The organism is Altibacter sp. HG106, from assembly GCF_028561755.1.
Lineage (GTDB): Bacteria > Bacteroidota > Bacteroidia > Flavobacteriales > Flavobacteriaceae > DFVG01.
Genome location: NZ_JAQQTD010000003.1, coordinates 22175 through 44217 on the forward strand (window position 1 = coordinate 22175; position 22043 = coordinate 44217).

The following is a 22043-nucleotide window of genomic DNA, read 5'->3' on the forward strand; positions in this document are numbered from 1 at the left end:
AAATGCAATGCCAAAGCTTATACAATGCCCCGTAAAAGGACTGAAACCATGTCTTTTTTTAAGACGTTCACATCCAGTTTTCCTCGTTTCTGATACCATATATAAAGGGTGCGAAGGGTCGATAAGATGGAAAATAAAATTACTTCGGGATGATGCGGTTGTAATTCGCCGTTTTCAATGCCTTTTTTGATAATACTTCGGAAATTCTCTTCGTAGGCTTCCCGCATGTGCACAAAGCGCTTCAGATCTTCACCTTCCAAGTGCATCCAATCGTTGTTTAGCGCCGCCAACGCTTCCGAAGCATTGACGGTAATATCAATATGAAGTTCTATAATACGCTTAATCTTTGAAACCTCAGAACCCGGTTGCTCCTGAACCGCTTCCATACCTTTGGTAAATTCTTCCGCCAGACGCAACACTAAACGAGACAACAATTCTTGCTTACCCGAAATGTGATTGTACAAACTGGCCGCTTTGATGCCCATTGTTTGGGCGATGTCGCGCATGGTCACAGCAGTATAGCCTTTTTCTTTGAACAACCTACTGGCCACCATAATGATTTCTTCCTTTCGAGTATTTCCGCTCATAGACGCTGCAAGATACGTAAATAGCATAAATGACTTATGGCTCTTGGAAAGCTGTACCGACTATAGTACATTTGATAGCCTATGGAAACTTCCTATACCTCAAACGCGTTGATAGATCGGTTGCCGCCTCATTTGAAGCAATTTATCAAGCCGCAGAATTACGACCAGTACACACCGGTAAATCAGGCGGTGTGGCGTTATGTGATGCGCAAAAACGTAGATTATTTGAGTCAGGTGGCCCATGAAAGCTATGTAGAAGGGCTTCGGAAGACAGGAATTTCTATCGAAGAGATACCGTCGATGTACGGAATGAATAGAATTCTAAAGGAAATTGGCTGGGCTGCGGTCGCCGTGGACGGTTTTATCCCTCCCAACGCTTTTATGGAATTTCAAGCCTATAAAGTATTGGTGATCGCCAGTGATATCCGACAGCTAGAAAATATTCAATACACACCTGCCCCCGATATTATTCACGAAGGCGCCGGGCACGCCCCCATTATTGCCAGTCCCGATTATGCCGAATATCTGCGTCGCTTCGGAGAGATCGGTGCAAAGGCCATTAGCAGCGCGCATGACATGGAATTGTATGAAGCGGTTCGGGAATTATCTATTTTGAAAGAAGCCGAAGGTATTTCAGACACCATGATCAACGAGGCCGAAAAACGCGTACACCAACTGCAGCAAAAAGAAGTGACCCCTTCTGAAATCGCGCTCATCCGAAACCTGCATTGGTGGACCGTAGAATACGGCTTGGTGGGAACGCCCGAACAACCAAAAATTTACGGCGCCGGCTTGTTATCTTCTATCGGCGAGAGTACGTGGTGCATGAAGCCTGAAGTAAAAAAAATACCGTATTCCATAGAGGCGGCCTATCAAGAATTTGATATTACCAAACCTCAACCGCAGCTCTATGTTACGCCCGACTTCGCCTATTTGCAAGAAGTATTGGAAGAATTTGCAAATACCATGGCAGTGCGAAAAGGCGGGTGGCGTGGTCTCAACAAACTCATTGAATCCAAACAACTTGGGACTATTGAATTGAGTACCGGGTTGCAGGTAAGTGGCGTGTTTTCCCGAATGATCCAAAACGAAGACAATGAGGTGGTTTATTTTGAAACGGAAGGTCCAACAGCCCTGGCCTACCGCGAAAAGGAGGTGATCGGTCATGGAATCGATCGCCATCAGAACGGCTTTCGGTCTCCCCTCGGAAAATTAAAAGGAATCAATCTCGCCATTGAAAATATGGGTCCGCGTGACTTACAAGCCTATAATTTTTATGACGGAAAGGCCATCGAATTTGAGTTTGAAAGCGGCATCACCGTGAGCGGAATGAACGTCACCGGAATTCGAAACCTCAACGGAGAACTGATGTTAATTCAATTTACCGATTGCACCGTCGCCTATCAGGACGAGATTCTCTTTGCGCCTGAAGACGGCGATTTTGATATGGCGGTGGGGAAAGAAATTGTTTCGGCCTTTGCCGGGGCAGCCGACTATCATTCGTTTGACGTGAACACCCATATGGTAAGCGACACCAAGACGGTTCGTGTACACTATTCCGAAGAAGACCAGAAACGCTTTGCCCTGTATCAAGAAATACGCGAGATGCGGACACAAGATTCCGTTTCCGAAGCGCGCCTGGCGGAAATATTTTCAGAAATAACGCAGCTAGAAAAAAACACCTGGTTGCTGCCGCTCGAAATTTTTGAATTGATTGCCGGTACCGATAGTTCGCTAAGTAATACCATACTTGATTACTTGCTTACACTGAAAAAAAACAAACCGGCCGTTGCCCATTTGATAGACGATGGCCTATTGCTAATTGAAAAACAAGCACACAACTTACAAACCAACTAACCATGGGTATATTAGATTTTCTCTTCGGAAATAAAAGTGAAAAAATTCAAGACTTTAAGGAGCGCGGAGCGGTTATCTTAGACGTTCGCACCAAAAACGAATATGAGCAAGGCGCCATTCCTAGATCCAAGCATATTCCATTGCAGCAATTGCAGTCGCACCTCAACAAAGTAAAAGGCTGGAACAAGCCGGTCGTCACCTGCTGTGCCAGTGGGGTTCGAAGCGGAAGTGCCGCAGCGCTTCTTCGAAACAATGGGGTGGAGGCCATGAACGGTGGCGGCTGGATGAGCCTTCATAAAAAATGGGAAGCGTGAAAGCCTACCTCGCTCAATACGAACACGTACTTTCCAGTAGGGATGCCTTATTCGCCTATTGCGATACCTTGCCTGAGGCGGCACTCTATGAAATACCCCAACCGTTTACTGCTTCCATATCGCAGCTTCTGGGGCACACGATCAATTGCTATTATTTTTGGATGGGAGAGACTGTTTTAGACAAGACTCCTGAGTTTATCGAAAAAGACGCTCAGCTTTCCCTTTCTGAACTTTCAGCGCATTATGAGAAGGTCAATGGATTTATGAACGAGCTTTGGGAATTTCCCGCAACACGAGCTATTTCCTTTCAACTACGCGATCAAAAAGGCGCTGCTTCTTTGTTAAAACTGTTTACCCATGTGATAACGCATGAGTATCATCACAAAGGACAAATTGTGATGCTCAGCAGAATGCTAGGTCATACTCCAAAAGACACCGACATTATGCGCTAAGGTTGCAGTGGTTGCCAGGCAGCTTCAGAATCGATGATTTGCTGATTGTATTGTAAGGTCCACCCCATAGACGCGGTTAGAATATACAACTTCTGAAGCTCAGAAATAAGTCGGTTTTCTGCATTCCCCATCAAATCGGAAGCACGGATCTTGGCTTCCAGTTCTTTGGAAACCCGGTTTTTGATCGTATTGTAATCGGCTGCTTCAAACTGGTTGAGATAGTCTTGCTGTACATCGTAATATTCAAAATCGGGATTGATTGTCAGCTCGGGCTCAGGTATTGCCGTGATGGTAACGGTTTTCGTTTCCGCATTCACTTCGGTTTCCACCTTTCGCAGGTCATACGCCACGGTGGCTTTGGCATTCACCACCACCAAGGCTTTCTTTCGAGCCGAGAAGATATCGACGTAGAATTTTTTCCAATCTTCATAAGTGTACACCTGCGCGTAGTTGCCTTCGGTGACGATCAACTTCCCTACATTCTTAATTTCTTTCTCCAATAATGCAGATTGTGCTTCCAACTGTTCGCGTTCCTCCTTTTGGTGTTCACAATAACGAAGCCCGAATATAATTATGAAGGTTAACACCGCCCCTAGCAGGATGTTTCTCATGGCTTGATTCTTTTCTGAAAGATACGAAAAAGCGTCACTCCTTACGAAGTGACGCTGACAAAAAACCCATTCCCATGGTACTAATTCTTGGATATGGAAACCGGAAAATCTTGACCAAATCCGAAACTTGACGGGTACTGCGGACTTCCCTTATACTGCTCTGAAATTTCGGGAACACGACTCTCAATATATGCCTTCAATTCGTTTACCGTAATACGCTTATCGCCGCTATCGGCCTTCCCTGATAAGGCTTCCAACAACACATAGGTAAAGACGCCATGTCCTAGTTCATCAAATTCGGTGGCGAATTGCTGACTCCCGGAAGCGGTAAGCCAATGGGTCCCCGTGCTGCGCGCTAACTGCGCAATCGCTTTCTCTTCGGCAGCCCCACGAGCGGTAAGACTGGTAAGCGCTCCTGCACTTTGGCAGGCATCGAGTATGTACAATTGCTTTTGCGCCGGGATGCCCGAAGCGATCAAGGTAAGTTCTTCCGCGGAAATCCCTTTTTGTGCCAAGGCTCCGTCATTCCCATACAATTGCGTCACATCGCTAGGCACCAAATAGAATTGTTGATCCCCTTCCGAAGCAATCACGCCGTGTCCCGCATAATAGAAGACGAAGATATCTTGCGGATTGGCTGCGGAAGCAATCTCGGTAAGCTGATCGAGTATCGTACCGCGAACGGCATCGGTGTTTTTGATGAAATAAAGATGTGTCTTGGTGGTGATGTCCTTCAATCCGCGCGACACGGTTTCCTGAAAACTGGAAGCATCCGCTACAGCGTAGTTCAGGTTGTATTTCGGGTTTTGGTATTCGTCAATTCCCACTACCATAATATGCGCTTGAATTCCCTGAGGCTGCAAGATTTGTTGATTAGCAGGAGTATATTGCACCAGAAGCTTTTCGGGGGCGCTTTCGGTTCCTTGCGCATTGATCGCAATAGCCGAAAATTCATTAGCTCCTTCCACCAACTTGATCGCAAACTCTCTTTTTCCGGGATCTGAAGGCACATCATCTTCTACCACTAAATTTCGGGCGCCACTCCCCACACGTTTTCCATTGTGATACAACCGCAATTCTTTTATGGCGTTACCCTTCGCGACTCCCGACAGCAGCAACGTTCCGGTACCATTCTCAGTATTGATTTCTGTAGGAGACGTATCGTCGTCCGTTACATACAGGTTGCGACTACCTTCTTTGTAGGTAAGCGAAACCACCGGAGGGGACGCTAATTTATTGATATTGGCATTCGATTTAAAACTGGATTGTGCCAGTACTTGATGGACCAGCCGCGGGGTATAGAATTGGTCAAAAACGCTTTCGAGCGGTATCAACTCCTTTTGCTTCAGAAACGCTACTTTCTCCCATCCTTTTTGAGAACCGTCAAACTGTCCTGATGGGGTATACGCAATCCAGCTGTCGTCTTCAAAGACGTACATCCGCAACACCTCCTCCTGGGTGGTAACATCCATAAACTTCAATGCGCCTGACTCGGCATAGGCCAGGATATTATCGGTGATAAAATCTCCAAAGAGTTTACTGAAGTTTCCCAGATTAAATACCTGTAATTGTTTTCCGCTAGGGATGTGAAACACACTTTCGCCGGTGGTATATCCTGAGTACAATAATAATTCTTCGTTGGGAGACATAAAGCTGTCCATCAAGGTACCGTCGAAGGAGGTAGGAATACTCCGAAGCAAGGCCCCTGTTTGCGTGTCTAGTATTTCAATTTGATTGGACGTCGCATTAGAAACCAAAAGTTCCTTCCCGTTCTTCAAATGGAAAATCCCGAAATACCTGCCCTCTTTGCTCCATTTTTCGGTGTTCGAACCAAAATCGAAGTAATGTAATTTGTCGTACATGGGTTGATCTCCCTGAATTTCCCTGCTGGTGTAGGCTACGGAATTGTTTACCGGAGACAGACTCATTCCCTTCCGAAAGGCACCAATATCCAAATCAAGGGGTTTGTAAAATACCTCCGCCTTGGTTTCGGTGTTCACTACACGCAAGCCCGAAGTATACAAAAGGGCGAGCAATTTGGTTGTCGGACTAAAATCTGCGTACTGGGCATTGCGATAATTATCGATCAAATCGTTAAAACTTTCCGGTTTTCCACGATGAAATACTTTGATGGGATCTGCCGTGGTGGTGATACCAAACACCTTATCGGAGGTAGGGTCTGCGATCATTTCTCCATAGCCATATTCATCGCGATAGGTGGGTTGGTATTTTGTAAACTGCGTCACTCGGGGATGTGCCATGAGTGAAAAAGTCTGACTCCCGTACTGTGCTGAAAACACGAGCTCGATGGCTTCCCCGTTCTGAAAACCGATAATATCCCGTGGCTCAATCACTTTATTACCGTATTGTAGTATAGGGTTGGCTTCAAACAATCGGTGTTTGGTTAGCGGCGCTTCGTAGCCCATTTGTCCATAAATATACTGGCCCGCGTCTATAAGTCCGTAGGTTTCTTCCAGTTCCGAAAAACTTCCCTTCACCGCTCCTGTTTCTGCATCGATCAAGGTTAGCGGTAGTACATAATTCTGAAGCCACACTCCCTTGCGATCTTTAGAATACATGGCATCGAAACGGGTGGGCGCAATAATGCCCTCAACCTCTTTTTCATACGTAAATGTTTGATTCCAAAGAATGCTTCTCGTCGTGGGATTCATACGCATATAGACAAGCCTCTTGTCTTCCTGACGATATACAGCACGCAGTACATCCCCATTATCAAACATCATAATATAGTCACCCTCTAGGGCGGTGTATTCTTGAGTAGCGAAAGAATACACATAGTACCTTCCATAATCGGGTGCCAAATACAGGTAGTTGCCATCGGCGCTATATTCAAAGAACAGTTGTTGCGCTTCAAAAGGAAGCGGTTGCATGTTGGCCGGAAGAAAGGTGCCGGTGATTTCATCCAGCGCGTATAAAGCGATCATATAGTTCTGATCTTGCGCCAGCAGTGTAAGCTGGCCTTTCCCCGCCTGTTCGAAATACGCAATGCTATAAATGCGCCCTAGCGGATATTCCTTCAACTTTTGAAAGGTCTCGGTACTATAGGTGGTAATCACATTATTTCCTAAGGTGTATACTATCCCTGACTTCTCGTTAATTTCTAGTTCGGTGATGTTGTCGGACAGGTCGATGGTTTTATACAACAAACCATTTTTCTCATTCCAGAATTTCAGGGTTTTGTCCATGCTCCCATGGGTTACCAAAACGTTTCGTTTAGCGTCTAAGACGGTGGCGGTAATTTGCTGTGAATGATTGCTTTGAACCACGAATTGTTGCTGCGCTTTCGCGGAAATCCCAAACAGTACACACCAAAGAATGAATACGGCTCTCATCTTATTGGTGTGTTATTTCTACCATCAACGGAACCACATAGCCTTCGGCTCCTTCTTTTACGCTAAATCCGGGTGTAGCCGATTCGTAGCTTACCATTTTTTTGTCGATGAGTTTATCGCCCAAGGCCGCCTTGATCTTGGTAGTTAATCCGCCTTCTGTCGCCTCCATTTTAGCCAGTAGATCGGCCTCGTCTAATTGTTGTTGACTGAACAAGATCAGTAGGTAGTCGGTTCCGGGGTTATCGTCCATCCGAATCACCTTCTTTTCGCTAGGGAAGGCCAACTCGGCATTGGCAGAAATCAAGGGCGACATTCCGTCTTCAAACGGAAGAATCTTGTTGATTTTTTGGGTGAGGTCGGTAGCGAAGGCATAGATATACCCTTCATTTTCGTTTTCTAAATAAAATCGGAAACGCGTCCCGCTTGGATAGGCCTTGTCCATTTTGTAGGCAACCAGCTCCTCTCCCGGAACATCATCTTCCACCACGAGATTTCGAGTAGACGTGCGCTGGGTTGGCATGTCCATTCCTGTATTAGTTACGAATCGCAAGCTTCCTTTTGGGAATTTTTGAGCAATAGGCGATTGATCCAAGGCTTCCGGTAAACTCGGTTGCCCCGGGCGCCCGGGCTTGCTAGGTGACCCTTTGGGTTGGTTGGGCACTACCTTTGGTGCACCAGGCGGACGCGGCACTACCTTCGGCTTCCCAATATCTTCTTTCTTCGTGTAATAACTGTACGCCTGTAAGGCTCCCATGGCCCACTCTTCGTATTCGGTATAGGGTACCCATATAAAGCCACCATCACCCCATTGGGTTCCCCAGCTATTCAAAAGACGAAAAGCGCCCCCTTCGTAATTGTCGTCATAGCCAACCACTACCATGGCGTGATACCCGTGTTGCTTGGCTGTAGTTCCTTTTTCTTCCGGAGAAGAACGCCAAACTCGCTGTGCTTTGAAAAAGCTCTGCGGAAGTTTCATTCCCAACAACACCGGGTAGCCTTCTGCCAATGCTTTTTTCGTAGCATTGGTTTTTACACCATAGTCGGTTGTATTAAAAAAGAATAAGGTTTGATAGTCCCGGATACGATAATCGATAGCCTCCATTTGTACCGTCGTGGAAATTTGCGGATTACAGACATACGGCAGCGTACTTAATCGCGGAGCCCCATATACTTTCAGCGCCTCTAAGCCCAACTTCGGATTGGCACCTTTATCACAATTGAGGTCGTCTTCTTTTTTGATCAAGGAATAGACAAAGGAAGGCGATAAGGCATTGGCCGTTATGGTTTGTTTGTTGGTGAGTCCGTTGTCCTTCGCTAGCATAATTGTGCGTAAGCCGTAGGCCGAAGCGTAGGCCACACAGGTTCCGTATTGTCCCTGGTTTCCGGGAATGGGAGCGTATTGCTCTAGCGAATAAGAGGAAGGTAAGGTTTCATAAGTCGAAGCGGTGAACTGCGCCTTATATGGAATGCTTCGATAGGATTCTTCATCCCAAACCATTCCGGTGGGATACTGTTGCGCAAAAGAAATACTAACGAATAATAAGAGTAGTAATGATAAGTGTTTCATAACGTAGGGTTTTTACGCTATAAAAGTCTATCAATTCAGAAAAAATTGAAATACGGCAATTGTCGTATATCTGAAAGAGACGTCTTACAAATTGTAGCGAACTACCAACATCATGATGCGTGGTAGGACGAAATACTGACTCGTTGTATTGAACTGATCGTTAAAACTGTCGTTATTCAAGAATTCCGTATTGAGCAAGTTGGTACCTCGAATGGAAAATTCCCACGGACTATCGCCTTTTTGGTAATACAGGTTGGCATTGACGAACGAATAACTATTATCTACCGTATTGTCTTTGTTGGTGTAATTGTAGTAGTTCCATTCGGCGTCAAAGGTGAAATCCTGCAGAAAACGAATATCTACATTCGCGAAGGGCTGGTGGGTATAGAACGTTTGTTCGAGTCCGCCATTGTCATAGTCATTTAAAATCAATCCGTACCCAAGCTCGAAATTCGGCCACTCTTTAAAATTACTGCGAATACTTCCGCGGTAATTCTGTGTAAAGCTCTCGCTGGTTCTTATGTTTTGGGTATCATCATTGGCATCACCTCCGCCCCCCGGAAGCGACTGAATGATATTGTTCGATTTTAAATACGCGACGTTGGCGTTGGCAATAAATTCGACCTTCTTGACTCGCTTGCTAAACCTTCCGAAGGCAGAAAGGGTTTCATCGGGAAAGTTGCTGTTTAGGTTCACAGGACTGCTTACCTGGTTGATGGCGATAATATTGGTATTGTTTTTAATCCCTTCCACACGACGGGTATAGCTAAGGTTTCCACTGATGTTGGTATAGCTGAAGAGGTTGAAATTGAAATAGGTTAGATTATACGTATGTGAAATGGCGTTTTCTAAGAATCGATTCCCACGAAAGAGTCGGTTGTAATTATTGAACACAAACGCTTCCGCATAATTGATCACGTCGGTATATTCAGCTGCCAGCGCATAATTAAAGCGCAACGATTCACTTTTCTTGATCTGCCAGATGGCATTCACATCCGGTAGCAGCATCCAATTGTTTTGTCGGTTTTCAAACCCCAATTGCTCGTTTACCAGCGTATAGTTGTGTAAGGTCACTCCGGGCGTAAAAATGAACTGTCCGGTCTTTACTTTGTAATGTAAGCCCAAAAAGATATCAGAGAATCCGTAGGCCACATCATTTTGAAGGGGTTGTGCGTTTCCGTCGATGGGAGGTGTTTCGGTAAGATCGCTTTGTGAGCCGTTGTCGAGCAACTGGAAAATGTTCGAGTCAAATTCTTGATCGCTAATTGTGGCTCCTGCTGTCACGTTTAGGTTGCTCGTATTATTCAATACATAAAACCAATCGACCTTCGCATCCAGCTTATGGGTTTTCACATTTTTTTGCTGATTCACATTAAAACGAGTTTGCGTGGTATCTACGGGAAGGATGCCGGGGAAAGGTTGCAGGTCGGTAATGGCATTGTAAAACGGATCTTCCTCCTGCCACAAATGTTGTACTTGGCCGGCGAAGATGTTCTTTTCATTTAAGGTATAATAGGCATTGATATTTTGATTGATGCTGAAGGGGTCGTTCTCTTTGGCTTCGGAAATATTGTTAGTCGCCGTTTCAAACTGCGAAACCGTCATGGCATCTTCGGTTTGCTGAGATCCTTTCACCAAGACATCGTAATCTAACTGAAAATCTACGTTCGGCTTGTACACCGCACTTCCTTTGAACATCCCCAGTTGCGTTTGTTGGTCGTTGGTAGAAGTGGTCGTTTCGGTCGTTCCGGTAGCGATATATCTTCGGATGGAATTCTGAACAATATTCGTTCGGTTATCTGAAAGGATTGTAAAGCCGCTAAGATCTAAGCTTTCCGAGGTATTCCAACTAAAATTACCGGCCACGAATTTAGCTTCAATCGCATTAGCGCGATTGTTCTGTGCCACAGCGAAACCCAGATCTCCTTCCGAAATATTAAAACGCGTTCCGCCGCCGCGATTGAAATTTCGGAAGCCTCCGGTAAAGTTGAAATAATCGCGCCAGGTAAACGGTACTTCGCCAATATCGTTGAAGTCGGTGATCAGGTTAATGCTGTATTTCGGACTGTAATAAAACAATTTGGGATGCACCAAATAGCGCGCATCGTCATCGCCATCAATACCTGCTCCGGCTGTTAGCTCCCCGAACCAGAAATTCTTTTTTCCTTCTTTCAGTTTGATATTAATAGCCACATTGTCCTGATCGTTCCCCAAACCGCGCATCTGGTCGACCTCATTGTAATTCCGAAGCACCTGTACCTTATCGACGGCATCGGCCGGAATATTCTTGGTAGCGAGCTTTGAATCGCCATCAAAGAAATCTTTTCCTTCCACCATCACCTTGGTTACCGGCTTTCCTTCTACTTGTATCTCACCATCGTCGTTCACCTCGATTCCCGGTAGGTTTTTCATAACATCGCCTAGTTTCCGCTCGTCGCCTCGATTAAAAGAATCGGCATTGTAGACAATGGTATCTCCTTTTACCGTCACAGGCATTTCGTACACAATTTCCACCCCGTCTAATTGGTCGGCCTTCGATTGTAGCACAAAATCTTGTGTCATATTCGCAGCCCCTTCTGGCACTTCTAAGATGAGCTCTGTCGTTTCATAGCCTAAAAAGCTCGCCTTTAACAAATAAGTATTTCCCACGGGCAAATCGACTTGATAACGACCTTCGTAGTTGGTAATAGCATACGATTCGATAGCCCCGGTTTCCTGCACGGAAGCGATCACATTCGCCAATTCTAACGGGTCTCCAATACTGTCTTTAATGGTTCCGCGTACTTGAATACTTTGCGCGGTTGCGCTGAGGCAAAAGAAGAGGCCAAGGGCCCACAAATAATGATTCATGAAGCTAGTTCAAAGTAAGGAAAATTATCCGCCAAAGCGTCGGTTTCCACGACCGCCGCGTCCTCTAAAGTTCTCTCGCATTTCCTGCATTTTCTCGGCTACAATTTCGTTGTATTCAGAACGAGAGACCTCTTTTCCTTTAGTTGGTTTTTCGATTTCTATAGTTTCTTTTGGGTTCAAAACGATCTTTGAACATAAAATGGTAGTTCGGTAGGCATTCAATTCGAGGATTAAACCCGGCAAACCGGCGTATTCTCCGGGACCGTTTCCTACCGGGATCTGAGGCGTAAACCACGCTGTTACGATGATCTCCTTCGGAATTTCAATCTGCTCAAAAGGGTCTTCCACTTCGGTTTCGGTTTGAGTAGAATCAGTTTCCTTTTCTGCACCTTCGTCACGATCTCTTCGACGCGCCATGCTAAAGTCGTTTTCGTCAATAGGTTTAACAGCCGTTGCCTTGATGGCTAAGTATTGGCCGATTTGTTTCGACTCTTTTCCGACTTCCCATTTTAGGTTCGCCAAGGTATCATTAATCAGAAATTCTTTTCCGAAGAACTCTCGCTCTTCCAAGATCTGATTGTCCTTCAAATTTTTATACTGTGCTCCGGGGGCGAAGCTTCCCATCATCATCCCGAAGCCGCCACCGGCTCCCGCTTCCAGCTTTTCCTCTTCTTCATATACCGATTCGTTCCCGTTGAAGGTTAGAATATAGGTTTTTTCTAAAAAGCTCTTCATTCGCTGCGCGATCATCTGTTTCATCTGTTCGCTCATTTCCCGATTTCCAAAATTATCCATATCAATGGTCGTTTTGGATTCGTAATAGGCTTTTCCGCTAATGCTTTGAGCCTGAACCGACAGCGTGAGGAATAGGACTCCTAAAAAAGTAAAGAATTTCATTTTCATAGAATTATAACGTCTTATAAGTACCAAGGTACTCTTTTTGTTACAAAATCTTAGACGCTTTTTACAGGAAATGGTTTAGCCACCTATTTTGATCTCGAAGTTGTTTCCATGCTTTCCACCTCTACCTTGTTGTTGCTCATGAATCTCTTCCATTTTCTTGTCGACGATCTCTTGGTATTCGGCATCGGTCACTTTCTTCCCTTTTCTCGGTTCTTTAATAGCAACTCCGTCTTCGGGATTCAACACGATCTTAGAACACAAGATGGTTTGAGAGCCATCGTTGACCTCCAGGATAAGCCCCGGCAAGCCTTGATAGTTCGCCGGACCGTGACCTATGGGAACTTGGGGTGTGTACCAGGCGGTTACCAAGACCTCTTCTTCATCCTTCTGATTCGTAGAATCACTTCCCTTTTCGTCGGTGGATGAACTTACCGAACGAATCGTGCGCGTGGTTCGATAGGTAGCTTTAAAGCAGGTGTATGCTCCAATATTCTTAGTTTCCTTATGCAACTCCCAGTTAGCTTGTTCCAGACTGTCCTGAATTAAAAATTGCTTTCCGAAGAGCTCTACTTGGTTCGCAAATCGTTGTTCTCTTAAGTTTTTATACAGTTCATCATTTCCTCCCGCCCCGGCTACAATTACCTGAACACCGCCAGAGGATGCCATGGGATTCGGACTATCGAGGCTTTGGTTTTCCTTGTAGCTCGATTCTGTTTCCGTGAACGTGAGACTGTACTCTTTCTCAAACTGTTTTCGCATCATGGCCAGCATTTGTTGTCGCATGTCATCCGAAAATTGAGTACTGTCTAGCTGAATGTCTAATTTACGTTGTGATTTGTACGTGGCAATTCCCGTAATGCTCTGCGCTGTAAGCGGTAGCGCGAAAATTGAAAACGCCAATAAAGGTAATAGTTGTTTCATATTAGTAAAGTTACACCATCTTTGCTAAAGACGACATCATCTTGTCTCTGTTACACCTGCCATCATTGGCCCGCATTTTGTATCTTGCCTGGCATGAAATGGCTTTTTACCATCTTACTGTTGAGTTCGATGCTCACCCATTCGCAGGAACTCAAATTAGTGGCCTCTGTGCCATTGGTCGCCGATCAATTTATTGGAATTGACGCGTACGACAATACCTATTTTGTGCAGGATATGGCGCTTCGGAAAGAAGGTCCTTTAGGTTCCTTTGTTTTTCAGGATTTTCAATTGGGGCCCTTGGCTTCTGTAGACATCATTAATCCACTGAATGTCGTCTTGTTTTTTGAGGAAGCCAATACGGTGGTTTTTTTAGACAATCGATTAAATGAAATAGAGCGACTTAACTTCAATACGCTCACCGAATTCACCAATGTTGGGAAGGTAACCAATGCGGGGAATAATCGGTTGTGGCTTTTCAATATTGACACCCAACAATTAGAACTGTATAATTACCGCAGCGGAAGAAAAACCGTGGTATCGCAGCCTTTTCGAGGTTCCGTCTTAGAACAGGCAAGTGATTTTAATTATTGTTATGTGCTTACCGACACTTCCTTATACGCTTTCAATATCTACGGAAGTATTCTTTGGAAACGTCCTATGGAGGTTGCAACCCATGTCTTGCAGCAAGACGAAAACCTGTTGTTGGTATCTAACGGAAGCTTACAGTGGTATCCGGAAGGCAGCAGCGAACCACAGGCCGTATATACCCCGGAAATAAACATAAAAGACTTGCAGCTTACCGTGGATTTCCTGTATATTTATGACGGTAAAAAACTGCACAGCTTTACCCTAACCCAACCAAAGAAATAATACGTATGCACGTTGCGATTGCAGGAAACATAGGCTCCGGAAAAACTACGCTTACGCGCCTTTTAGCAAAACATTACAAGTGGAAACCTCAATTTGAAGACGTAGAAGACAACCCGTATTTGGATGACTTCTACAACAAAATGGAACGCTGGTCTTTTAACCTACAGATCTATTTTCTAAACAGTCGGTTTCGTCAAATTTTGGAAATACGGGAGAAAGGTAAAGATGTCATTCAAGACCGCACCATTTATGAAGACGCCTACATCTTTGCGCCTAACCTTCATGCCATGGGGCTGATGACCAATCGTGATTTTGAAAATTACCGTTCGCTTTTCGACCTCATGGAAAGCGTCACCGAGGGTCCGGATCTACTTATCTATTTACGCAGTTCAATTCCCAATTTGGTAAACCAAATCCACAAGCGCGGACGCGAGTACGAGAACAGCATAAGCATCGATTACTTGAGCCGCCTCAACGAACGCTACGAAGCCTGGATTCATGACTACAACAAAGGAAAATTGATCATTCTCGACGTCGATAATCTCAACTTTGTAGACAAGCCCGAACATTTGGGAGAAGTGATCAATAAGATCGATGCCGAGTTACACGGGCTCTTTTAAAACTTAACATTTCGCTGACATAGATTCGAGGTGAATATATGTACTTTGCCGGCAGATTTATGGCGAAATTGTACAATACAAAATACTATCATCGCGACCTGTCCTGGTTGCGATTTAATCACCGCGTGCTGCAAGAAGCGGCCGATACGCGCAATCCGTTGTACGAACGCATTAAGTTCTTGGCCATTTTTTCATCGAACCTCGACGAGTTTTACCGCGTACGGGTTTCAGACATTCGGCAGATCAAACACGTTGAAAAACCGCTTCGGAAGAAGTTGATCACCAAACCCAATAAAGTGCTGAAAGAGATCAGCAAACAGGTGGCCATTCAACAAGAAGCCTTCGGAAAAATCTTTCAGGAGACTATCATCCCCGATCTGAAACGTGAGGGCATTCATCTCCTTCGGTTCGAAAATTTCTCAGCCACCCAAAAAGAAGTAGCAAAAACTTACTACGAGGACATACTTCGGGAGAAAATCACCATCGAACGTTTTTCCAATTCCACCAAAGAGCCCGTTTTTATTGAGAATGAAGAGCTGTATCTCGCCGCCCAAATTTCCGAAGACAACTTCGTACTGGTAAAAATTCCGGAAGACGAACCTAGATTCTTCGTATTTCCGAAGCAGAATGGAAATTACTACATCACGTTCATTGATGACATCCTGCAATTCAACCTGAAGCAGAGTCCGAAGAAAGAATACGCCATTCAGTTCTATGCCATCAAGAAATCTCGAGATGCCGAACTCTATATTGAAGATGAGTTCTCGGGAAATCTCAAAGAAAAGATCAAGAATTCACTTTCCAAACGAGAAACCGGACAAGCTACACGACTGCTGATCGATGAACGCATGCCCAAAGCTTTGCGGGAAATTTTAAAGAATGCTTTGGATGTTTACAATGCCGACCTTATAGAAGGGGGGCGTTATCATAATTTCAAGGACTTTTTTAGTTTTCCGAATCCAACTACCAAAAAATTATCACAAGAAGAATGGACTCCGCTAGCGCACCCCATACTTGATGCTTCCCAGTCTTTGTTGGAATTAATCGAAGCAAAAGATCGCCTGGTTCATTTCCCATATCAGTCGTTTGAGCCGGTGATCCGATTGATTGAAGAAGCCGCTAATGATCCAAAGGTAACCACCTTAAAGATCACCATTTACAGGGCTGCCAATGAATCGCGTTTAAATGATGCCATCGCACTGGCCGCCAAAAAAGGTAAAAAAGTGGTAGTTTTTATTGAAGTAAAGGCGCGCTTTGACGAACAGAATAACTTAAAGTGGGGAAAGATCTTCGAGGAAAATGGAGCCCGGGTGATCTACAGTTTCCCAGCCATTAAAATTCATTCAAAGATCCTCTACATAGAGCGAGAAGAAGAAGGAACTATCACACGCTATGCCTACATCGCTACCGGAAACTTCAATGAAAAGACCGCTACTCTCTACACCGATTACGGACTTCTAACGGCCCATGAAGAAATAACAGAAGACATTAATAAAGTATTTCTGGTGCTTGAAGGTAAAATGATCATCCCCAAGCCCGAACAACTGCTGGTGGCGCCATTCACCGCGCGAGAAACCTTCGAGAAATTAATTGAAAGTGAAATTGAAGCTGCTAACGCAGGAAAGGAGGCGTATATTTTAGCGAAGATGAATAGCTTGCAGGATAAGAAAATGATTAAACTGCTGTACAAAGCGAGTAATGCCGGGGTTAACATTCGCATGGTAGTACGTGGCATTTGTTCGCTCGTACCCGGGATCAAAGGGCAAAGTGAAAATATATACATTACCAGCATCTTAGATCGCTTTTTAGAGCATGGGCGCATGTACGTTTTTGGAAACGAAGGTGAGGAAAAAGTGTTTATTGGTTCCGCCGATTGGATGAAGCGAAATCTTAGTCACCGTATTGAAGTGGTGACCCCGGTTCTTGATCCGGATATTCGAAAAACGCTTCGTAAACTCCTCGACATACAACTCAGTGATACTGCTAAAGCCAGAATACTCGATAAAGACCAAAAAAACGAGTATGTTTCCGAAGAGAAGGAGGGAAATCGCGCACAATTGGACACCTACCAATATTTCGAGGAAGCTATTGAATAAGTCCGTTTTCACGGGCGTGTTGAAGCGCCGCTTCGCTGTCTTCTACCAGCAGTGTTGGCGTTGTGGTATAGGTTGCCAGCAACCCTTGTACCCGCAAGACCTTTTTCTTGTGTTTAACGCTTCGTAAGTAGATGGCCTTTATCCTGCCGGGAAATTTTTCAGCTATTTCAATGTAGATATCCGCGTCATGTTCTCCACTATCGCCAATCAAAACAAACTTCATTTCTGGATACATGTTCAGGATATCGATAATTTCTCGTTGCTTTTGCGGTTTCTCCTCCTCTTTTCTGCGTTTGAAGAGACTCAAAGATCGGAGCAAAATGGGGCCTTTGGGAAACGAGTTCTTCCGAAGAAATAATGCCAAGTACCGATATAAGTTCCACGGACTATGACTTACGTAAAACAAAGGGTTGGCACCATCACCCTGAGGCCCGCGATGCAACTCGTGATAGAATTCGGCTGCGCCTTCCAGCGGACTCCTACTTTCGGCGTTTCTAAAGAACGTATTGAAGATCAACTTCATTTTTAAAAAGGAGGTCACGCCCGTTTTTAGTATCGTGTCATCGATGTCGCTAATGACTCCAAAATCTACTGTTGGTGATGGAATCAAGACATCACCATGGAATCGGTTGTCATTTATAATCACGCGGTTGGGGTGCGGGTCATCGAAGGAAAGTTCGTAGGACAGCCAGCCTTCTTCGTTCGTTAGGTTTGCAAGGTCGGAAAGCTTCTCTTTAAATTTAAAATAGCCTTTCTGATCGGTGGTAGTGTAATAAAAAGATTGATCAGGCAGTTTTATTTTGATGGAAGTATGTGCAACCTCATCGGTTTCAAAGCGTTTCCAAGAATTTTTCAGCAATCCAAAGAGACCTTTTCGCGAAAGATCGATGCTTTCGTCTTCTAAGGCTCTGCCGCGGATATAGAGCGTGTTATCGGTTCCGTAGCTTGCAAATGCAATAATCTGCAGTGGATCTTTTTTGAATAACCCCATGCTATAGCAATCCGCTTTGTGGCCATAGCCATATTAGTAAAAGGCCGAGTACAATAACAATTCCGAAAGTTGCGCCCACCCATTTCGCCAGGGTGCGAGTACCCAGTAAGGCTGCCATGACCCCTTTGAAAGCAAGGTTCGACAAGGATGCCAGCAGAATGAGCCTCCACCCCACCGAAGTTTGTAGTCCGCCTCCTTTCATCAGGTTTGAAAGCGATAAGGTAATGGCATCCACATCGGTGAGTCCGCTTATAATGGCCACGGCGTACAAGGCTTCATTCCCGAACTCCTCTTTTGTAAATGCTACCGCAAGTAAAATCAAACCGTATAATAGTCCGAATACAAGCGCGCTTTTAAATTGCGCCGGATTCTTCGGTTCCGGCATGGTGTCGTCTTCTTTCGAGTCTTTATTTATTCGGTAAAACAACCCGACACACAGCAAGGCCATAAAAACGAATTCTACTACCAATGGAGGTAATAAAGCCCCCATTTTCTGCGGAACCACCACGCCAATTTCAACCATAACCCGAACAAGGGCAATGGCAGAAGCGGTCATTATCACAAAGGCGGCAATTTTATTGATGTTTTTAGCCTGCGCCGTTTTTCGAGCGTAGCTTACTGTCGTTGCTGTACTGCTAATCAAACCTCCCAAAACACCATTGGAGATGATGCCAACTTTCTTTCCAACAAATTTATAGATGAAGTATCCTATCACACTAATACCCACAATCAAGGTAACCATCAACCAGATATTTCTTGGGTTGAGCACATCTAAAGGGCCATAGGTTTGATCGGGAAGAATAGGAAGAATGACCAATGAAATTCCGGCGAAGGTCATTATAGCTGCGATATCTTTATCTTTCAGTCGTTCAATAAATTTGTGCAGATGCTCTTTTACGTAGAGCAATACCGCTAAAGCTCCCCCCACCACGACACCCACAATTTGACTTCCCAAGACCAAATAGGCCCCAATGGCAAACATTAATAGTGCCGCGACCTCGGTAGTTTGACCAATATCACTTTCCTCCTGTTTTCGTAATTTGATAACATTGGCCACCACCAAGAGCGCCGTAAGGGCAAGTCCGAATACCGGAAGGATGAACGGATTGTCATAGCTTTCTGTTAGAAAACCTGCGACCACCCCCAGTACCGATATCAGGGTAAACGTACGAACGCCTGCCATTTCATGATCGGAGCGTTGTCGCTGCACTCCTACCAACATGCCAAGGCCAAAAGCAATTCCTAATGTGATTAGGTCGTTATAGTCCATTGGATAAAAGATACGGTAATTCCATAAAAAAACCCTGCCGTAGCGGCAGGGTTTATCAGTATTTTAACGAAGTTTCGTCGCTTATTGTTGCTCTTCAATTACTTCTACTTCTTTCACAACAGCACCGCCTTCTACCTTGATATTAGCTTCTTTTAAGGCTTCTACTTGCGCTTTTACCTCTTCCATGGTTCCAGTGAAGGTTTTTGTTTCGGAGGTAGTTTTTCCGTCTTTCGTGGTCTTGATGGTCACGTTGGCCGTGGTCAAACTATCACTCGAAGACATTTCCACCATCACATCACGCGAAACTTCCGTCTTATTCGCTTTTTTGATCTGATCGGCTTGCGCTCCCGTAAGCACGGTACGGTTTCCGTCTTCATCAATAAACACCATTTCTTCAGTATCGCTCATGGCAGTTACATCACCGTGATGCCCTCCTAAAATCGGAGCAATTACCAATCCAACCAAGCAGGTTAACTTAATAAGAATGTTCATAGAAGGTCCTGAAGTATCCTTGAAAGGATCCCCTACGGTATCTCCGGTTACAGCAGCTTTGTGTGCTTCACTTCCTTTGTAGGTCATTTCACCATTAATCATTACTCCGGCTTCAAATGACTTCTTAGCGTTATCCCAAGCGCCTCCGGCGTTGTTTTGGAAGATCGCCCACATTACACCGCTCACACATACACCGGCCATATAACCTCCTAAGGGTTCAGCACCAAAGATCAATCCGATAAGAATTGGGGTGATGATCGTGATCAATCCCGGCATCAACATTTCCTGAAGGGCCGCTTTGGTTGAGATATCTACACACTTACCGTATTCTGGCGTCCCCGTTCCTTCCATAATTCCAGGAATTTCTTTGAACTGACGACGTACTTCCTGTACCATTTTCATGGCTGCTTTTCCTACCGATTTCATCGCTAAAGCGGAAAAAACAACCGGGATCATTCCACCCACAAATAACATCGCTAGTACATCGGCACGGAAGATATTAATTCCGTCAATACCAGTGAAAGTTACGTAAGCAGCAAACAAGGCCAAGGCTGTCAACGCAGCCGAAGCAATGGCAAATCCTTTTCCAACGGCAGCCGTTGTGTTTCCAACTGAGTCTAAAATATCGGTACGCTCACGTACATGATCTTCCAATTCGCTCATTTCAGCCACACCACCTGCGTTATCGGCAATCGGTCCAAAGGCATCAATCGCCAACTGCATTGCGGTGGTAGCCATCATGGCAGAAGCCGCCAAGGCCACTCCGTAGAATCCAGCAAGTTCATAAGAACCGTAGATCGCTGCCGCGAACAATAAAACACTCCAAAGAGTTGATTTCATTCCAACGGCAAGACCTGCAATAATGTTGGTCGCCGCTCCGGTAGAAGAGTTTTGTACGATATCCAGTACCGGCTTTTTACCAAGACTGGTGTAGTAGGCCGTTACAAAAGAGATCAACGCACCTACGGCAAGACCGATGCACGCTGACCAGAACACATTAATTGATGGAACTTCGATGGCCCCTTCACCGAAAAAGTTCATGGTCATGGTTTCAGGCAACATCCAATCAATTAAGAAATAACTTGCCGCTAGCGTAATAATGATCGCTGTCCAGTTCCCCATATCCAGTGCTTTTTGCACTTGAGGTTCTTTCGCATCGTTATTTTTAATACTCACCAGGAAGGTTCCGATAATGGAGGCTAGTACTCCTACTCCGGCAATTACCAGCGGAAGCAAGATAGGTCCCATATTATTGAAGGCATCTGTAAAGGGAGCGGTTGCGCTCATATCACGGATCACGTAGTTTCCTAATACCATTGCCGCCAAAACCGTAGCAACATAACTTCCGAAGAGGTCAGCACCCATTCCGGCCACATCACCAACATTATCTCCTACGTTATCAGCAATCGTAGCTGGGTTTCGCGGATCGTCTTCTGGAATACCCGCTTCTACTTTTCCCACTAAATCGGCGCCAACATCGGCCGCTTTGGTATAAATACCACCACCAACACGAGCGAAGAGTGCAATACTTTCAGCCCCTAAAGAGAATCCGGCTAAAGCTTCCAATACAATGGTCATATCGGTATAAAAATCGCCGCCTTCTACGAGAAACTGACTTAAAAAGAATAAAAAGAACAAGCTAAGTCCCAATACCGCCAGACCCGCAACACCAAGTCCCATTACGGTACCTCCACCAAAGGAAACTTTCAAGGCTTGTGGTAAGCTCGTTTTAGCCGCTTCTGCCGTACGCGCATTCGCTTCGGTAGCAACACGCATTCCGATGTTTCCTGCCAAAGCAGAGAAAATTGCCCCGAAAATAAAGGCAGGTACAATCATCCAACTGGTGGTTTCAACCATCGTTGAAATGAAGAAAAGCAGTCCCGCAGCAATTACCGCGAAAATAACGAGCAACCGGTATTCTGCATTTAAAAATGCCAAAGCACCTTCTTTAATGCTCTTTGAAATAGATTGCATCCGTTCGCTTCCCGCCGCTTGTTTCTTTACCCAGCTCATTTTCACAAGCATAAATAAAAGCCCCAAAACAGCGAGGGCAATAGGTACATAGATAATGTTCTGTTCCATGTTATATTATTTAGTTGACATTAACATTTTTGCGGTGGCAAAAGTAGTAAATTTTTGCGGCGTGGTTACTATTAAATCGGATAGAAATACAATCGATAGGAACGGGGTGTAGCGCAATTGATACTGAAGTACTTGACAACTCTTTGTTATCGCCACACTACATACGCTCTTAAAATCGCTTTTGAATCCTCTTATTTTGGCTACATT

At 44.9% G+C, this 22043-nt stretch carries 16 protein-coding genes; 6 read left to right on the top strand and 10 right to left on the bottom strand.

Features of this window, described 5'->3' with window-relative positions:
- Positions 1 to 17 precede the first annotated feature (17 nt).
- Complete coding sequence (locus tag PO830_RS05445; RefSeq protein WP_272852527.1) at positions 18 to 614, bottom strand: TetR/AcrR family transcriptional regulator; 597 nt, start codon at positions 612 to 614, stop codon at positions 18 to 20.
- 54 nt (positions 615 to 668) lie between these two features.
- On the opposite strand from PO830_RS05445, the gene PO830_RS05450 reads away from it, so the two are divergent.
- From PO830_RS05450 to PO830_RS05460, 3 genes are read left to right on the top strand one after another with little or no spacing between them, the layout of a single operon-like run.
- On the top strand, positions 669 to 2444 hold the full coding sequence (locus PO830_RS05450; protein ID WP_272852528.1) for an aromatic amino acid hydroxylase: 1776 nt from the start codon (positions 669 to 671) through the stop codon (positions 2442 to 2444).
- A 2-nt stretch (positions 2445 to 2446) separates the two neighbouring features.
- Positions 2447 to 2758, top strand: a complete 312-nt coding sequence (locus tag PO830_RS05455) for a rhodanese-like domain-containing protein (protein WP_272852529.1) — start codon at positions 2447 to 2449, stop codon at positions 2756 to 2758.
- The gene (locus tag PO830_RS05460) at positions 2755 to 3210 is read left to right on the top strand and encodes a DinB family protein (RefSeq protein ID WP_272852530.1); all 456 of its coding nucleotides are present in this window, start codon (positions 2755 to 2757) and stop codon (positions 3208 to 3210) included. Before PO830_RS05455 ends, PO830_RS05460 begins: the two co-directional genes overlap by 4 nt.
- Here the strand turns inward: PO830_RS05460 and PO830_RS05465 are convergent.
- From PO830_RS05465 to PO830_RS05490, 6 genes are all read right to left on the bottom strand, one after another.
- The gene (locus PO830_RS05465) at positions 3207 to 3821 is read right to left on the bottom strand and encodes a DUF4230 domain-containing protein (RefSeq protein ID WP_272852531.1); all 615 of its coding nucleotides are present in this window, start codon (positions 3819 to 3821) and stop codon (positions 3207 to 3209) included. The two genes, PO830_RS05460 and PO830_RS05465, sit on opposite strands and share 4 nt — an antisense overlap.
- Before the next feature lie 80 nt (positions 3822 to 3901).
- On the bottom strand, positions 3902 to 7174 hold the full coding sequence (locus tag PO830_RS05470; RefSeq protein WP_272852532.1) for a caspase family protein: 3273 nt from the start codon (positions 7172 to 7174) through the stop codon (positions 3902 to 3904).
- A 1-nt stretch (position 7175) separates the two neighbouring features.
- Positions 7176 to 8741: a C1 family peptidase gene (locus PO830_RS05475; protein ID WP_272852533.1), complete on the bottom strand. Its 1566-nt coding sequence runs from the start codon at positions 8739 to 8741 to the stop codon at positions 7176 to 7178.
- An 84-nt stretch (positions 8742 to 8825) separates the two neighbouring features.
- Entirely contained in the window at positions 8826 to 11591 is a 2766-nt protein-coding gene (locus PO830_RS05480; protein WP_272852534.1) for a carboxypeptidase-like regulatory domain-containing protein, read from the bottom strand.
- A gap of 24 nt (positions 11592 to 11615) precedes the next feature.
- The gene (locus tag PO830_RS05485) at positions 11616 to 12488 is read right to left on the bottom strand and encodes a GLPGLI family protein (RefSeq protein WP_272852535.1); all 873 of its coding nucleotides are present in this window, start codon (positions 12486 to 12488) and stop codon (positions 11616 to 11618) included.
- A gap of 81 nt (positions 12489 to 12569) precedes the next feature.
- On the bottom strand, positions 12570 to 13415 hold the full coding sequence (locus PO830_RS05490; protein ID WP_272852536.1) for a GLPGLI family protein: 846 nt from the start codon (positions 13413 to 13415) through the stop codon (positions 12570 to 12572).
- A 93-nt stretch (positions 13416 to 13508) separates the two neighbouring features.
- Here PO830_RS05490 and PO830_RS05495 point away from each other — a divergent pair, with 93 nt between their 5' ends.
- The 3 genes from PO830_RS05495 to ppk1 are packed head-to-tail and all read left to right on the top strand — an operon-like array spanning position 13509 to position 17001.
- Positions 13509 to 14285, top strand: a complete 777-nt coding sequence (locus PO830_RS05495; RefSeq protein WP_272852537.1) for a hypothetical protein — start codon at positions 13509 to 13511, stop codon at positions 14283 to 14285.
- Between the two features lie 5 nt (positions 14286 to 14290).
- Positions 14291 to 14905 (top strand): deoxynucleoside kinase, encoded by a 615-nt coding sequence (locus PO830_RS05500; RefSeq protein ID WP_272852538.1) that lies wholly within the window; start codon positions 14291 to 14293, stop codon positions 14903 to 14905.
- 59 nt (positions 14906 to 14964) lie between these two features.
- Positions 14965 to 17001, top strand: coding sequence for a polyphosphate kinase 1 (gene ppk1, locus PO830_RS05505; protein ID WP_272852539.1), 2037 nt, complete (start codon positions 14965 to 14967; stop codon positions 16999 to 17001).
- Here the strand turns inward: ppk1 and PO830_RS05510 are convergent.
- The 3 genes from PO830_RS05510 to PO830_RS05520 all read right to left on the bottom strand — a co-directional run bounded on the left by PO830_RS05510 (position 16991) and on the right by PO830_RS05520 (position 21836).
- Complete coding sequence (locus PO830_RS05510) at positions 16991 to 17992, bottom strand: App1 family protein (protein WP_272852540.1); 1002 nt, start codon at positions 17990 to 17992, stop codon at positions 16991 to 16993. The genes ppk1 and PO830_RS05510 overlap by 11 nt on opposite strands.
- A gap of 1 nt (position 17993) precedes the next feature.
- Entirely contained in the window at positions 17994 to 19262 is a 1269-nt protein-coding gene (locus PO830_RS05515; RefSeq protein WP_272852541.1) for an MgtC/SapB family protein, read from the bottom strand.
- A gap of 81 nt (positions 19263 to 19343) precedes the next feature.
- A complete protein-coding gene (locus tag PO830_RS05520; protein WP_272852542.1) occupies positions 19344 to 21836 on the bottom strand; it encodes a sodium-translocating pyrophosphatase in 2493 nt (830 codons plus the stop codon).
- Positions 21837 to 22043 lie beyond the last annotated feature (207 nt).

What these genes read in the sequence shown, in the direction of transcription:
- PO830_RS05520 (WP_272852542.1), bottom strand. Translation starts at nt 21,836, where the DNA reads ATGGAACAGAACATTATCTATGTACCTATTGCCCTCGCTGTTTTGGGG.
- PO830_RS05500 (WP_272852538.1), top strand. Translation starts at nt 14,291, where the DNA reads ATGCACGTTGCGATTGCAGGAAACATAGGCTCCGGAAAAACTACGCTT.
- PO830_RS05470 (WP_272852532.1), bottom strand. Translation starts at nt 7,174, where the DNA reads ATGAGAGCCGTATTCATTCTTTGGTGTGTACTGTTTGGGATTTCCGCG.
- PO830_RS05490 (WP_272852536.1), bottom strand. Translation starts at nt 13,415, where the DNA reads ATGAAACAACTATTACCTTTATTGGCGTTTTCAATTTTCGCGCTACCG.
- PO830_RS05465 (WP_272852531.1), bottom strand. Translation starts at nt 3,821, where the DNA reads ATGAGAAACATCCTGCTAGGGGCGGTGTTAACCTTCATAATTATATTC.
- PO830_RS05445 (WP_272852527.1), bottom strand. Translation starts at nt 614, where the DNA reads ATGCTATTTACGTATCTTGCAGCGTCTATGAGCGGAAATACTCGAAAG.
- PO830_RS05515 (WP_272852541.1), bottom strand. Translation starts at nt 19,262, where the DNA reads ATGGACTATAACGACCTAATCACATTAGGAATTGCTTTTGGCCTTGGC.
- PO830_RS05510 (WP_272852540.1), bottom strand. Translation starts at nt 17,992, where the DNA reads ATGGGGTTATTCAAAAAAGATCCACTGCAGATTATTGCATTTGCAAGC.
- PO830_RS05480 (WP_272852534.1), bottom strand. Translation starts at nt 11,591, where the DNA reads ATGAATCATTATTTGTGGGCCCTTGGCCTCTTCTTTTGCCTCAGCGCA.
- PO830_RS05495 (WP_272852537.1), top strand. Translation starts at nt 13,509, where the DNA reads ATGAAATGGCTTTTTACCATCTTACTGTTGAGTTCGATGCTCACCCAT.
- PO830_RS05450 (WP_272852528.1), top strand. Translation starts at nt 669, where the DNA reads ATGGAAACTTCCTATACCTCAAACGCGTTGATAGATCGGTTGCCGCCT.
- PO830_RS05475 (WP_272852533.1), bottom strand. Translation starts at nt 8,741, where the DNA reads ATGAAACACTTATCATTACTACTCTTATTATTCGTTAGTATTTCTTTT.
- PO830_RS05455 (WP_272852529.1), top strand. Translation starts at nt 2,447, where the DNA reads ATGGGTATATTAGATTTTCTCTTCGGAAATAAAAGTGAAAAAATTCAA.
- ppk1 (WP_272852539.1), top strand. Translation starts at nt 14,965, where the DNA reads ATGGCGAAATTGTACAATACAAAATACTATCATCGCGACCTGTCCTGG.
- PO830_RS05485 (WP_272852535.1), bottom strand. Translation starts at nt 12,488, where the DNA reads ATGAAATTCTTTACTTTTTTAGGAGTCCTATTCCTCACGCTGTCGGTT.